This window comes from Dyella sp. (genome assembly GCF_035503745.1).
Classification (GTDB): domain Bacteria; phylum Pseudomonadota; class Gammaproteobacteria; order Xanthomonadales; family Rhodanobacteraceae; genus Dyella_B.
In genome coordinates this window covers 19,355-32,816 of sequence record NZ_DATJTC010000011.1, presented here as the reverse complement: position 1 = coordinate 32,816, position 13,462 = coordinate 19,355, and the positions used below count along the sequence as shown (strand labels likewise).

The 13,462-nt window shown below is 65.3% G+C and carries 12 protein-coding genes; 4 read left to right on the top strand and 8 right to left on the bottom strand.

Annotated elements, in window-relative coordinates:
• Positions 1–103 precede the first annotated feature (103 nt).
• The 8 genes from VME63_RS04075 to VME63_RS04040 all read right to left on the bottom strand — a co-directional run bounded on the left by VME63_RS04075 (position 104) and on the right by VME63_RS04040 (position 8,461).
• Positions 104–1,501 carry a HAMP domain-containing sensor histidine kinase gene (locus VME63_RS04075; protein WP_325430521.1) on the bottom strand — a complete coding sequence of 466 codons (1,398 nt, stop codon included), beginning with the start codon at positions 1,499–1,501 and terminating at the stop codon, positions 104–106.
• Positions 1,494–2,168 (bottom strand): response regulator transcription factor, encoded by a 675-nt coding sequence (locus VME63_RS04070; protein WP_325430519.1) that lies wholly within the window; start codon positions 2,166–2,168, stop codon positions 1,494–1,496. The genes VME63_RS04075 and VME63_RS04070 overlap by 8 nt, the downstream gene beginning before the upstream one ends.
• A gap of 89 nt (positions 2,169–2,257) precedes the next feature.
• Positions 2,258–3,115 carry an RNA polymerase sigma factor RpoH gene (gene rpoH / locus VME63_RS04065; protein WP_325430517.1) on the bottom strand — a complete coding sequence of 286 codons (858 nt, stop codon included), beginning with the start codon at positions 3,113–3,115 and terminating at the stop codon, positions 2,258–2,260.
• 178 nt (positions 3,116–3,293) lie between these two features.
• Entirely contained in the window at positions 3,294–4,007 is a 714-nt protein-coding gene (gene ung, locus VME63_RS04060; RefSeq protein WP_325430515.1) for a uracil-DNA glycosylase, read from the bottom strand.
• Positions 4,004–4,855, bottom strand: coding sequence for a response regulator (locus tag VME63_RS04055; protein ID WP_325430513.1), 852 nt, complete (start codon positions 4,853–4,855; stop codon positions 4,004–4,006). Before VME63_RS04055 ends, ung begins: the two co-directional genes overlap by 4 nt.
• Positions 4,856–5,011: 156 nt before the next feature.
• Positions 5,012–5,977, bottom strand: a complete 966-nt coding sequence (gene ftsX, locus VME63_RS04050; RefSeq protein WP_325430511.1) for a permease-like cell division protein FtsX — start codon at positions 5,975–5,977, stop codon at positions 5,012–5,014.
• Complete coding sequence (gene ftsE, locus VME63_RS04045; protein WP_325430509.1) at positions 5,974–6,651, bottom strand: cell division ATP-binding protein FtsE; 678 nt, start codon at positions 6,649–6,651, stop codon at positions 5,974–5,976. Before ftsE ends, ftsX begins: the two co-directional genes overlap by 4 nt.
• Positions 6,652–6,766: 115 nt before the next feature.
• Positions 6,767–8,461, bottom strand: a complete 1,695-nt coding sequence (locus tag VME63_RS04040; protein ID WP_325430507.1) for a DEAD/DEAH box helicase — start codon at positions 8,459–8,461, stop codon at positions 6,767–6,769.
• 368 nt (positions 8,462–8,829) lie between these two features.
• Here VME63_RS04040 and trxA point away from each other — a divergent pair, with 368 nt between their 5' ends.
• From trxA to VME63_RS04020, 4 genes are all read left to right on the top strand, one after another.
• Complete coding sequence (trxA, locus tag VME63_RS04035; protein ID WP_325430505.1) at positions 8,830–9,156, top strand: thioredoxin TrxA; 327 nt, start codon at positions 8,830–8,832, stop codon at positions 9,154–9,156.
• Between the two features lie 153 nt (positions 9,157–9,309).
• Positions 9,310–11,064 carry a transcription termination factor Rho gene (gene rho / locus VME63_RS04030; RefSeq protein ID WP_325430503.1) on the top strand — a complete coding sequence of 585 codons (1,755 nt, stop codon included), beginning with the start codon at positions 9,310–9,312 and terminating at the stop codon, positions 11,062–11,064.
• Between the two features lie 214 nt (positions 11,065–11,278).
• A complete protein-coding gene (locus tag VME63_RS04025; RefSeq protein ID WP_325430501.1) occupies positions 11,279–11,944 on the top strand; it encodes a response regulator in 666 nt (221 codons plus the stop codon).
• Between the two features lie 16 nt (positions 11,945–11,960).
• A complete protein-coding gene (locus tag VME63_RS04020; protein WP_325430499.1) occupies positions 11,961–13,457 on the top strand; it encodes an ATP-binding protein in 1,497 nt (498 codons plus the stop codon).
• Positions 13,458–13,462 lie beyond the last annotated feature (5 nt).

Below are 13,462 nucleotides of genomic sequence, written 5' to 3'. Positions count from 1 at the left end.
ATGGACGCGATTATCCCGATTGCGGCGCCGCAACACCTTTCACGGGCATGAAGATTGTTTAATGAAAGGGCCGTAAATGACACTTTCGCGACACACCCATGGGTCAGCCCGTCGGCCTCAAAGGGCACTCCATGCCCATGCGGGTGCCGGCGTCGCCGCCTTCGATGCTTAGCTCGAAATCATGCAATTTGGCGATGGCGGCCACGATGCTCAGCCCCAGGCCATGGCCGGAAGCGGCCCGGCTGGCGTCGCCCCGATAAAAGCGCTGCCATACGGCCTGCCGCTGCGCCTGCGGAATACCCGGCCCATTGTCCGCCACCTCGATGCGCGCCGTAGACGGGCTGGCCCGCCTCACCGATAGCCCCACCCACCCGCCGGCGGGCGTGAATTTGATGGCGTTGCTGACGAGATTGCCCAACGCCTCGAACAGCAGGTCAGGATCGGCTTGGACGATCAACCCCGATTCGATCTCCAGTTCAAACCGCAATGACTGATCCTCGGCCAGCGGGGCATAAAGCTCGTGCACGCGCTCCAAGGTTTCGCCGAGGTCCACCGAGATGAAACCTTCGCGGCGGCGGCGATCCTCCAGCTCGGAAATGCGCAGCAGCGCCCGGAATCGCGCCAGCACCTCGTCGACATCGAAGACGCACCGCTCTATGAGCGAAGCATGGGGATCTTCTTCGTTCAGTTCCTGCTGTACGCGATAGAGTTGCGAACGCAACCGCGTGAGCGGCGTGCGCAGATCGTGCGCAATATTGTCGCAAACACCTTTTACCTCCCCCATCAAGCGCTCGATCTGGTCAAGCATGTCGTTGACGATGGCCGCAAGGCGGTCCAACTCGTCCCCCCGGTTGCTGACCGGCAAGCGGCGGCGCAGGTCGCCGTGCATGATCGGCTGCGTGGCCGATTCGATCAGTCGTATGCGGCGGCGCGGGCCGAGATTGAGAATCAAGCCGCCGAGGAGCCCGGGCACCAGCGTGAATGAAATGCCCCACCACAATCCATGCATCGTGATATCGCCCACCCGGGCAGCAATGCGCGTGGTGTGCGCCAGTACCAGGATCTGGCCATTGGGAAGGTGCGTGGCGATGACCGAAAGCATCGGCGTCGGCGGCGCAAATGGCCCAACGATCACCTGCTCGGTGGGCATGCGCACCGAGTCGGAGTCGATCGTCAGTCCCGCGGGAAATTGCAGCACGTCGCCGTACAACCAGGTCTTGTTGGCATCGAACAGGCCCCACGCGTTGTAATTGGTGCGTTCCAACACGACGTAGTCATTCAGGGCGATCAGCATATGATCTTCGCTGAGACTGCGCAGATAGCCAATTTGCTGCTTGAGCTGAAGATCGGTGCGCGATTCCAGGTAGTGCAGTGTCTCCCAATAGATAAATCCCAGCAGCACCGTGCCCCATATGACGAAAAACACGCCATAGGCCAGCAATAGGCGTGACGTCGTCGCGCGCCAGTGGATCGAAAAATGCTTGCCCGCCGCGTCAGCCAAGGCGATACCCCGAGCCGCGCATGGTGCGAATCAACGAGGCTTCGCCGTCGTTATCGACCTTGCGCCGCAATCGCGCGATGTGCACATCGATGAGGTTGGTGCCCGGATCGAAACGCAGCCCCCACACGCTTTCAAAGATCATGGCACGCGTCAGCACCTGGCCGGGATAGCGCATCAGAAACTCCAGCAACCGATATTCGGTGGGCAGCAAGGTCAGCTCGCGGCTGCCGCGGCGGGCCGTGCGGGCGATCATGTCCAATTCGAGATCGGCCACGCGCAGCTTGGTTTGCGCCGGCTGCTCCTGTCGTTGCCGGCGCAGGAGCACCTCGATGCGCGCGGTCATTTCGTCGGGCGCGAAGGGCTTGGTAAGGTAATCGTCTCCGCCCGCGCGCAGGCCCCGTACGCGCTCGTCCACGTCGCCCAGGGCGCTGATCATCAACACCGGCGTGGTAATGCCCTGCTCCCGCAGTTGCTTGACCAGGGTCAAGCCGTCCGTGCCGGGCAACATGAGGTCCAGCGTGATGGCGTCGTAACGCAGCTCCTGGGCACGCAGCAAACCTTGCGGGCCGTCGGACGCGCGATCGGCGCTGATGCCGTGGGCAGCCAGTTCCAGCACGATTTCACGCGCCGTGATCTCGTCGTCTTCGATGACCAGGATATGGGGCATGCGGCGTCCGGGAAGATAAATCCACGCGGACTTAAACACAAAACGGCCTCCGCGAGGGAGGCCGTCGTGGGTGCCATGTCAGCGCGACTTCAGGCGGCGAACAGGCCGCGCATCTTCTTCATGGCGTTGGCTTCGACCTGGCGGATGCGCTCGGCGGAGACGCCGTACTCGTCGGCAAGATCCTGCAGCGTGGCCTTGTCCTCGTCCAGCCAGCGGCGCTGGATGATGTCGCGCGAGCGCTGGTCGAGCTTTTGCAGCGCCGCCGACAGCGTTTCCAGCTGGTTGTCGGACTGGTCGGCGTCGGACACGTTGTCGTAGGGATCGGCGCCTTCGTCGATCAGAAAGGCTTCCGGTGCCGGCTTGGCATCCTCGTCGGCGTCGGCGGGCGCCTCGAAGCCGATGTCACGGCCGGACAGACGCGATTCCATCTCGCGCACGGTGGCTTCGGGCACGCCCAGATCCTTGGCGACCACGCGCACTTCCTCGGCGTTCATCCAGCCCAGGCGCTTTTTGCTCTTGCGCAGGTTGAAGAACAGCTTGCGCTGCGCCTTGGTGGTGGCCACCTTCACGATGCGCCAGTTGCGCAGGATGAATTCGTGCATTTCCGCGCGGATCCAGTGCACGGCAAAGCTCACCAGGCGCACGCCCTGGTCGGGATCGAAACGCTTGACCGCCTTCATCAGGCCGATGTTGCCTTCCTGAATGAGATCGGCCAGCTGCAGACCGTAGCCGCTGTAGCCGCGGGCCACGTGGACGACGAAACGCAGGTGCGACATCACCAGCTTGCGGGCGGAGTCGAGATCTTCCGCAGCCTGGTAACGGCGCGACAGGTCCTGCTCCTCTTCCTGGCTGAGCACCGGAATCCGGTGGACCGCCGAGATATAGGCGTCCAGGCTGCCGACAACACTGGGAACCGGCAGATTGACCGTCGCCAAGGCTTGGGACATTGGAACCTCCAGAAATAGGGGATCAGCTTAGCACTCTGGTACTTGGAGTGCTAAAGGCACCGCAAGTTCCGGCACCTTTCGTGTACCGAATAGTACAAGAATAAGGCGGCCCTGTCCACTCCGGGTGGTAGCCGGGGATAGCGGTTTCAAGCATGACTTTAGAGAGATGAACGCCCCGTCAGGCCGCGCCGGCCAGCTCGGCCCGGGGCGGCAGCGACCAGTCCAGCGGCGCGTGGCCTTGGGCCTGCAGGTAGCGATTGGCGGCCGAAAAGTGGCCGCAGCCGATGAAGCCCCGGTGCGCCGACAGCGGCGAGGGATGGACCGCCTTCAGCACCGCATGGCGGCGGGTGTCGATCAGCTGGCCTTTGCGCTGGGCGTAGGAGCCCCACAGCATGAACACCAGCCCCTCCCGCTCCCGGTTCAAGGCATCGATGGCCGCATCGGTGAAACCTTCCCAGCCCTTGCCCTGATGGGAGGCGGCCAAGCCCCGCTCCACCGTCAGCACGGCGTTGAGCAGCAGCACGCCGCGATCGGCCCACGGTGTCAGGCAGCCATGGTCGGGCGGGGCCACGCCTAAGTCGCGCTGGATTTCCTTGAAGATGTTCACCAGCGAGGGCGGCGGTGGCACGCCCGGACGCACCGAAAAGCACAGGCCGTGCGCCTGCCCCGGGCCGTGATAGGGATCCTGGCCCAGGATCACCACGCGCACCGCCTCGAATGGCGTATGCGCGAAGGCGTTGAAGATTTCCGGCCCCGGCGGGTAGATCACCTTGCCGGCATGTTTCTCCGCGCGGAGAAACTCCGACAAGGCCCGCATCGGGGGGTGTTGCAGATAACTGCCGATGCGTTCTTTCCAGGAAGGTTCGAGCTTGATGCGCTCTTCGTCGGTCATTCCGTTTGCCCTGCTCTCTCGCGTGCGCGCAGGTGTTGCGCCACACGCAATTGAAACAGCAATTTGGTCACCAGCAAACGTTCCTCGACCGGCTTTTCCACCAGGTCGTTGGCACCGGCGCGGATCAGTGCCGCCTGATTATCGGGATTTTCATCGCCCGTCATCACCAGCACCGGCAACTTGCCCTTGCCGTAGCCGAAGTCGGTGCGGATGAATTTCAGCAGGTCGCCGCCGGTCAGCTCGCCCTTCAGGCTCACGTCGGTCAGCACCACGTCCGCGCCCACCCCGCCCTGGATGCGCTCGGTCTCCAGCATCGCCAGCGCGTCTTCGACGCTGACCACGTGGCGCACGGTCAGGCCGATTTTCTCCAGCATGCGGCGTGTGGCCAGCGCTACCACGCGGCTGTCTTCCACGTACAGCACCACGCCGTCGGCCGAACTTTCCGGGCGCACATAGCCGCGGATGAATTCGGCCAGTGCCTGGAAGCCCAGCGATTTGTCGAAGTAGTCGGTGACGTGCTCGCCCAGCGCGCGCCGATGCAGGCGGTCGTCGACGTCGCCGGACACCACCACGATCGGCACGTAGATCTGCGGCGCCGATTCGCGCACGTAGCGCGCCAGCTCCAGCCCGTCCATATCGGGCAGGCGCAGGGCGACGGTAATGAAATCGAACACGCCCGCCTGAAGCAGCTGATGCGCTTGGGCGCCGGTGCCGCACCCAACCACCTCAGCCTGCGGCAGCTCGGCCTGCAGCACGCGCGTGATCAGCTGTCGGACAACCTTGGAGCCATCCACCACCAGCACGCGCGGTGAGGTGCTGAGGTCGCGGCTGCTGATGCTTGCAGTCATTAAAAATTCCACCATCCCGGCCAGACATGGCTTCCCTGCTCGTAAGTAGACGGGCACCCCCTGCGCCCGTTCCTACCATCTTGCCCTAGATGGACGGCCAATGGTTGCGAACCGCTTCACCACCCACCCAACCGGTCAGGGCCGCGCCACTAGGCCCTAGGCCGCGCGGCGCAATTGCCAGGCGCTGACCAGCCGCGCGCCCAGCCAGCCGAGCAGCGCCGCGGTGACCGGCACCGCCAGCAGCAGCCACGGCGGCAGGCCGCCCACCTGCAGCTTCCCTTCGTAGACCTGACTGAGGCGCTGCACCGGCCCGACCAGCGCCAACTCGATCAACAGCGCCAGGCCCACCGCCAGGATGCCGCTGAACAGACCGTACCAGATGCCGGCGTAGAGATAAGGTCTACGCACGAACGCACGGCTGGCGCCGATCAGCTTGAGCACACCGATTTCCTCGGCGCGGCTGGTGATGTCCACGCGCACCGTATTGCCCACCACCAGCAGCACCGCCAGCGCGAACAGGCCGGCCAGGATCACTACCGCGCGATCGCCCACGCCGAGCAACGCATCCAGCCGCTGCCGCCAGCTGCCGCTGTCTTGCACCACGTCCACGCCCTGCATGCCTCGCAGGTCGTCCACCAGCTGCGCGGCCGCCTCCGCGGAGAGGCCATCCCGCGGCTGCACCTGCAGCACGAAGGGCAGCGGATTGTCGTCCAGCACGCGCAGCGAATCGGAAAAGCCCTGCATCTTGCTCAGCTCCTCCATGCCTTGCGCGGGCGTTTTGAGGGTGACACTGGCCACGCCGTCGTGCTGTTGCACCTGCCTGGCCAGGATCTGCGCGTTGCCGGCGACCTGGTCGGGCTTGAGGAACACATTGATGACCTGGTTGCGACCCAGCGCATCGCCCAGCGATTGCACGTTCGACAGCAACAGGTAGAAGGCCAGCGGCAACGCCAGCGCAAGCCCCATCACCGCGATGGTGAGCAGGCTGCCGAGCGGCTTGGAAGCCAGCCGGCGCAGGCTGGCGCCAGCGCTCCAGCCGTGGTGTTCGCGCCAGCTCGAAAACGGGCGGCGCTGGCTGCGCTCGCTGCGGGTCGGCGCCTGCGCATGGTCCGGTGCGTTCATAGCACCTCCTCGGCCGATACGTCGGCGACCAGGCGGCCGTGGTCGAGTACCACCACGCGCTTTTTCATGCGTTTGATCAGCGGCAGATCGTGGCTGGCGACCAGCACGGTGGTGCCTACCTGCTGGAATTCGGCAAACAGTCCCATGATTTCCACCGCCAGTTGCGGATCAAGATTGCCGGTGGGTTCGTCGGCGATCAGCACACTGGGTTTGGCGACGATGGCGCGCGCGATGCCCACGCGCTGCTGCTCGCCGGTGGACAGCGACACCGGCAGCTGGCGCTCGTAATCGAGCAGGCCCACTTTTTCCAGCGCGGCGCGTACGCGCCGGCCACGTTCGAGCGGCGCGACGCCACCGATCACCAGCGGCAATTCGACATTGGCAAATACCGTGCGATCCATCAGCAGGCGATGGTCCTGAAACACCATCCCCAAGCTGCGGCGCAACTTGGGGATGCCGCTTTGCCCGATCTTGGCGAGATTGTGCCCGTCGAGGGTGACGTGCCCGTGCGATGGACGCTCGATCAGCGCCAGCAACTTGAGCAGCGTGCTCTTGCCGGCGCCGGAATGGCCGGTGACGAACGCCATCTCGCCCTTGGCGACTTCGAACGTGAGTTGTGAAAGCGCCTCATGGCCGCCTTCGTAGCGCTTGCTGACCTGGTCGAAGCGGATCACCGCGTTGCCCGTCCTTAACCCTTGCCGATGGCGGCAAGGATAAGGGAAGCATGAGCGATATGCGCAGGTTTGCCGAGCGCGTCGCCACAAATACGCGTGGCGAGGCGACGTCGGTTCAGCGGCCGGTGAACAGTCGCGCCAGGCGACGGAAGAAGCCCGGCTTCTGCGGTGCGGCGTGTTCGCCATTGGAAGGCGACTGTGCGATCACCTGCCGCGACGGACGACTGCCGCCGGCCGGTGCCGCGATCGGACTGACCGCGGCCTCCGCACCCGGCGCGCCGCCGGAACGACGGCGGCCACGACCGCCGCGGCGACGGCGACGCTTGCCTTCGCCGGCCACATCGCCAGCGCCAGCTTGCGGCGTCGGCGACAGTGTCGCGACGGATCCGGCTTCGTTCACCCTCGCCCCTTCACCGGCCGGCACGGACGATTCCGCATTCGGATTGCGCGGCCGGCGCGGACGATCTTCGCGGCGACGCTCCGGCGCATTGCCCGCACGCTCGCCGCCGCGGCCGCCACGGCGCGGGTCACGGGCGGGTTTCTTCGCATCGTCGCGCGACTGCACCTTGTCGCCGAACGCCGCGCTGTCGGCAGCGGCATCGGCGGCGTATTGCGCGTCGATCTGCTTGGGTTGCGGCATCACCAGCAGCTCCGGGCCGATGGTTGCCACCGGGATCTTCTGGCCGATGTACTCCTCGATGTCGGGCAACGACATCGCGTACAGGTCGCAGGCGAAACTGATCGCATCGCCCTCGGCACCCAGGCGCGCGGTGCGGCCGATGCGGTGCACGTAGTCTTCGGCGTCCTGCGGCAGGTCGTAGTTGAACACGTGGCTGACCGCCGGGATGTGCAGGCCGCGCGCGGCGACGTCGGTGCACACCAGGATGTCCAGCTGACCGTCCTGGAAGCGCTGCAGCAGCTTCTGGCGCTTGAGCTGCGGCACGTCGCCGGACAGCGCGCCCACGCGATAGCCCTGGCGCTTCACGCGTTCGGTGATCTTTTCGGCGGCGGCCTTGGTGTTGACGAAAATGATGCTGCGCTCGGCCTGGGTCTGCTCCAGCAGGTTGAGCAGCAGCGGCATTTTTTCTTCCTTGGCGGGGAAGTAGACCGACTGGCGCACGCGATCGGCGGTGACGTTGTCGGTTTCCACCACCAGCTTCTCGGCATCGTGCATGTGCTCGTAGGCCAGCTCGAGCACGCGATGGGAAAGCGTGGCGGAGAACAGCAGCACCTGGCGCTGCTCGCGCGCGGGCAAGCGGCGGAAGATGAAGCGCACGTCCTTGATGAAGCCCAGGTCGAACATGCGGTCGGCCTCATCGACCACCATCACCTCCACCCCGTTGAAGCCGAACACATTCTGCTTGTAGTAATCCAGCAGGCGTCCGGGCGTGGCGATGATGATGTCGCAGCCATCCTTCAGCTGCTGGCGCTGCTTGTCGTAGTCGACGCCGCCGTAGATCAGTGCGGTACGCAGGCCCGCATAGCGGCCGATGTTCTTGGCGTCCTTTTCGATCTGGATCGCCAGCTCGCGGGTCGGCGCGATGACCAGGGCGCGCGGATCGGAATCCTTGCGCTCGGCCACCGCCGGCTGGGTGAGCAGGCGATTCATCAGGGCGACCAGAAAGGCGCAGGTCTTGCCGGTGCCGGTCTGCGCCTGGCCGGCGACATCGCGGCCGGTCAGGGCCACCGGCAGCGTCAGCGCCTGGATCGGCGTGCAGCGCGTGAAGCCGGCTTCGTCGAGGCCTTTCTGCAGCAGCGGGTGTAAATCGAATTGGGTGAAAAAGGTTTCGGTAAGGACAGTTTGGGACATGAAGGGGAGTCTGGTACGAGCCTGCGCCGCGGCGTCGGCCCGGTCCCGCAGTCAGTCAGGCAACCTTGGGACAGGTGAAGGAAGGCGGCGCGCTGAAACGGCGCCGAAGGCGTTGGGAACAGCCGGCCCGCACCCCGCTGGCATAGGCGAGAGGACGCTGCCGTCCCCTCGCCTATGCCAACCGGCCAGGCCACAGGTGCCCTTGAATCGCTTGAATCGCGTCCCGACTTAGGCTGGAATGAAGCCTGGCCGCAATGGCACGACTTCAGCCCTGGATCGATCCGCGCCTCTTAGGCACTCCTAATAGTGTAACCGATGATCGGCACCCGGTCCTTAATCCCTTACCCCGCCTACCTCGGAGACCCACGGTGAGCGAACTTATCAGTCATGTGAGCGACGACGCCTTCGACCAGGAAGTGCTGAAGTCCGATACCCCCGTCCTGCTGGACTTCTGGGCTGAATGGTGCGGCCCCTGCAAGGCCATCGCCCCGGCGCTGGAGGATCTGGCCAAGCAGTACGAAGGCAAGCTGCGCGTGGTCAAGCTGAACATCGACCACAACCAGAAAACCCCCCGCACCTATGGCGTGCGCGGCATTCCCACCCTGATGGTGTTCAAGAACGGCAAGGTCGAAGCCACCCAGATCGGCGCCGTCAGCAAGGGTCAGTTGGTACAGATGATCGACAAGGCGATCTGAACCTCGCCGCCAGCCTCGCTGCGCCCGCCCTTTACGAGGCCGCGCAGCGAGTGCTAGATTCCTTTCTCAGTTGGGGCTGTCCTGCCCCCACGCGCGTTCCGCGCAACGCCCGCCCTCCCTCCTGTCACCAACGGCGCCCCGTGAGGTTTGCCCGTGTCCGATATAGAAAGCAAAGATTCGTCCGACGCCACCCGCGCCGATCCCAAGCCTGTGAGTGAAACCCGTACCCGTTCGCCGCGACGCTCCGCGGCCGCGGCGGCCGCCATCGAGGCCAATGCCGGCGCCCAGAACGAGCGCCCCGCCGCCCCCGCACCGTCCCCCGCCTACGAGCGTGCCGCCAGTACCGAGCCCCCGCCCCCCGCCGCACCGGCGCAGGAAACCCTGCGTTACGGCAACGGCCAGGATGGGCAGCAAGAGGCGCGCGAAGGCGCACCCTCGGGCAACGGCCCGCAGCAAAACCAGGGGCAGCCCAACCAGGGCCAGGGTGGCGATCGCCGCATGGATCGCAACGACCGCAATCGTCGCCGGCGCCATGAGCGCGGCGGTGGTGGCGGCAACCGTCCGCAGCAACCCGGCGGCCAGTTGCGCAACCCGCATGGCCTGCCGGCGGACGACGAGAACGCCGACATCGGCAGCAACGATCGCGTCATCAATCTCACCGAGCTCAAGCGCAAGAATCCGGTCCAGCTGCTGGAATTCGCCGAATCGCTGGGCATCCAGGAAGGCGTCGCGCGCCAGCGCCGCCAGGACGTGATCTTCAACATCCTCAAGGCCCACGCCCGCTCCGGCGGCGGCATCTGGGCCGAAGGCGTGCTGGAAATTCTGCAGGACGGCTTCGGCTTCCTGCGTTCGGCGGACGAGTCCTACCTGGCCGGCCCTGACGACATCTACGTCTCGCCCAGCCAGATCCGCCGCTTCAACCTGCGCACCGGCGATTACATCACCGGGCGCGTGCGTCATCCGAAGGAAGGCGAACGCTACTTCGCGATGCTCAAAGTCGACGACATCAACGGCGATCCGCCGGAAGCGTCGAAAAACAAGATGCTGTTCGAGAACCTCACGCCCTTGTTCCCGCGCAAGGCGTTCCGGCTCGAGCGCGGCAACGGTTCGACCGAGGACATCACCGGACGCATCCTGGATCTGGTCGCGCCGATCGGACGCGGCCAGCGCGGCCTGATCGTGTCGCAGCCGAAATCCGGTAAGACCATGATGCTGCAGAACGTGGCACAGGCGATTTCGTACAACCATCCCGACGTGCACCTGATCATGCTGTTGATCGACGAGCGCCCGGAAGAAGTGACCGAAATCGCGCGCACCGTGCGCGCCGAGGTGATCAGCTCCACCTTCGACGAGCCGGCGGTGCGCCACGTGCAGGTCGCCGAAATGGTGATCGAGCGCGCCAAGCGCCTGGTCGAGCACAAGAAGGACGTGGTGATCCTGCTCGATTCGATCACCCGCCTGGCCCGCGCCTACAACACCGTGGTACCCAGCTCCGGCAAGGTGCTCACCGGCGGTGTGGATGCGAACGCGCTGCAGCGTCCCAAGCGCTTCTTCGGCGCCGCGCGCAACGTGGAGGAAGGTGGCTCGCTCACCATCATCGCCACCGCGCTGATCGACACCGGCAGCAAGATGGACGAGGTGATCTACGAAGAATTCAAGGGCACCGGCAACATGGAAGTGCACTTGTCCCGCCGCATTTCCGAGAAGCGCGTGTACCCGGCCATCGACATCAACCGTTCCGGCACCCGCCGCGAGGATCTGCTGATCGAGCCGGACCTGCTCGCCAAGATCTGGATTCTGCGCAAGCTGCTGCACCCGATGGACGAGCTGGCCGCGATGGAATTCATGCTCGACAAGATGAAGAACACCAAGTCCAACGACGAGTTCTTCAACTCCATGAAGCGCTGATCCCCACATCGGCGCTGGTTCGTAAAGGCCGCCTGCGGGCGGCCTTTTTCGTTGTGCGGCGGCTTCATCGGCAGCTCGTGCCGCCAGGCAAAAAAATACGCAAAAATTACTCGAAACTTACGGCAACGTTTCGTAATTTTGGCCACTGTCAAAATCCGGCGTAGAGCACGTTATTAGCTGCTACGATCTTTCGACTTCCCTTACGTTGTGTCGTATGCGCATCCTGCTAGTCGAAGACGATCCCTTGGTATCCGATGCCATCGTTCGCGGCCTGGCGACGGCCGGTTATGTGGTGGATGCGGTGGGCGACGCCGAATCCGTCCAGAGCCGGCTGGACACCACGCATTACGACCTGGCGATCGTGGATCTGGGCCTGCCGGGTGAAGACGGCCTCACCCTGGTCCGGCGCCTGCGCCGCGATGGCAGCCCGCTGCCGCTGCTGATCGTCACGGCCCGCGATGGGCTGGACGACCGCGTCAACGCGCTCGACCTGGGCGCCGACGACTACCTGGTCAAGCCCTTCGCGCTGCCGGAACTGGCCGCCCGCTGCCGCGCACTGATCCGCCGCGCCACCGCCGCCACCGCCAACGAACTGCTGGTGGGGCGCCTGCGCATCGACCTGGCCGGACGCCGCGCCATCGACGACACCGGCCGCGTGCTCGAACTCACCCGCCGCGAATGGTCCATCCTGGAATGCCTGGCCCACCACAGCGGCCGCGTGGTGAGCAAAGAGCGCCTGATCCAGGCCATCGTGAGCTGGGACGAGGAAATTTCCGGCAACGCGATCGAAGTCCACGTCTCGCGCCTGCGCGCCAAGCTCGGCGATGCGGCCACGGTACGCGGCATTCGCGGCCTGGGTTATCGCCTGGACGACGCCTGAGGCGCCTGCATAGCGCATGTCCAACGGCCCCAAACTCAAACGTGCCATCAGCGTGCGCGGCCGCTTGCTCGGCTACCTGCTGCTGCCGCTGGTCGTGCTGCTGGTGGTCAGCATATGGGCGGACCATCGCACCTACGTCACGCCCATGTACGAAAGCTTCGACCGCGCGCTCTCGCGCGCGGCCATCGCGATCGCCGCGCACGTACAGCAGGCGCCCGACGGGCAGTTGTACATGGAAAAACCCGATCCCGGCCTGCCTCCATCGCAACCGGCCGGCTCGCGCTCCGCGTCGGTGGCGCGTGCGGAGGCCATCTCGCACCACTCCGCGTCGATGCGCTTCGAGCTGGACGACCGGCCCGCGCCCTGGATGCATCTGTATCCGGGCGGACGCGACAACTTCCTGTTCCGGGTCAGCCTTCCAGACGGCCAAACGTTGGCGGGTGACGAAGGCCTGCCCATCGCGCAGGGCGCCCTGGTCGACAACATGACCTACGGCGATGCCATGTACAAACTGGTCGCCTTGCGCATCGCCAGCTATCACGTCAGCGTGGGCGATACCTCGGTGATCGTGACCGTGGGCGAAACGGTGCACCGGCGCGATGTGGTGGTGCGCCGGCTCGATACCGTCATTGGTCTAAGCGACGGCATCCAGCTATTGCTGGTGCTGGGCGTGTGCCTGTTCGGCATCACGGTGGCGCTGCGGCCGATGCATCGATTGCGCGACCAGATCATGCGCCGCCAGCCGCAATCGCTGCAGCCGTTGCCGCTGGAACCGGTGCCGGGCGAAGTGCGGCCGCTGGTGGAATCGCTCAACACCTTGCTGGTGACCGTACGCGACTCGACGCTGGCGCAGCAGCACTTCCTCACCAACGCCGCGCATCAGCTGCGCACGCCGCTGACGGGCCTGAAAGCGCAACTGGAAGTGCTGGCCAGCGAAACGAAGGACCAGGCGCAGCACGAACGCATCAGCCGCCTGCAGGGCAGCGTGGATCGACTGGCCCACACCGCCAACCAGTTGCTCGCGCTGGCGCGCGCTGAACCGTCGTCGCACGGTCCCGGCGATTTCGTGTCGATCCAGCTCGACGCACTGATCGGCGCGGTGGTGGGTGCCATGCTCGATCGCGCGCTCGCGCACGATATCGACCTGGGCGCCGAATGCGTGCCCGTGCACGTGCACGGCGTGTACTGGCTGCTGCACGAACTGCTGATCAACCTGCTCGACAATGCCATTCGCCACACGCCGGACGGCGGCAACATCACCGTGCGCTGCGGGTCCGACCACGGATCGCCCTACCTGGAAGTGGAAGACAGCGGGCCAGGCATTGCGCCGGCCGAGCGCGAGCGCGTGCGCGAGCGTTTTTATCGCGCCGCCGGCAGCGACGGACAAAGCAGCGGCCTGGGGCTGGCCATCGTCGAGGAAATCGCTCGCAGCCATCGCGCCCGCTTCGACATCCTGGATGCGCACCAGGGTAGCGGCGCTCGGATGCGCATCAACTTCCCGCCCCGTGCCTGAGGTCA

What these genes read in the sequence shown, in the direction of transcription:
- VME63_RS04025 (WP_325430501.1), top strand. Translation starts at nt 11,279, where the DNA reads ATGCGCATCCTGCTAGTCGAAGACGATCCCTTGGTATCCGATGCCATC.
- VME63_RS04020 (WP_325430499.1), top strand. Translation starts at nt 11,961, where the DNA reads ATGTCCAACGGCCCCAAACTCAAACGTGCCATCAGCGTGCGCGGCCGC.
- VME63_RS04055 (WP_325430513.1), bottom strand. Translation starts at nt 4,855, where the DNA reads ATGACTGCAAGCATCAGCAGCCGCGACCTCAGCACCTCACCGCGCGTG.
- ung (WP_325430515.1), bottom strand. Translation starts at nt 4,007, where the DNA reads ATGACCGACGAAGAGCGCATCAAGCTCGAACCTTCCTGGAAAGAACGC.
- rpoH (WP_325430517.1), bottom strand. Translation starts at nt 3,115, where the DNA reads ATGTCCCAAGCCTTGGCGACGGTCAATCTGCCGGTTCCCAGTGTTGTC.
- VME63_RS04070 (WP_325430519.1), bottom strand. Translation starts at nt 2,168, where the DNA reads ATGCCCCATATCCTGGTCATCGAAGACGACGAGATCACGGCGCGTGAA.
- VME63_RS04040 (WP_325430507.1), bottom strand. Translation starts at nt 8,461, where the DNA reads ATGTCCCAAACTGTCCTTACCGAAACCTTTTTCACCCAATTCGATTTA.
- ftsX (WP_325430511.1), bottom strand. Translation starts at nt 5,977, where the DNA reads ATGAACGCACCGGACCATGCGCAGGCGCCGACCCGCAGCGAGCGCAGC.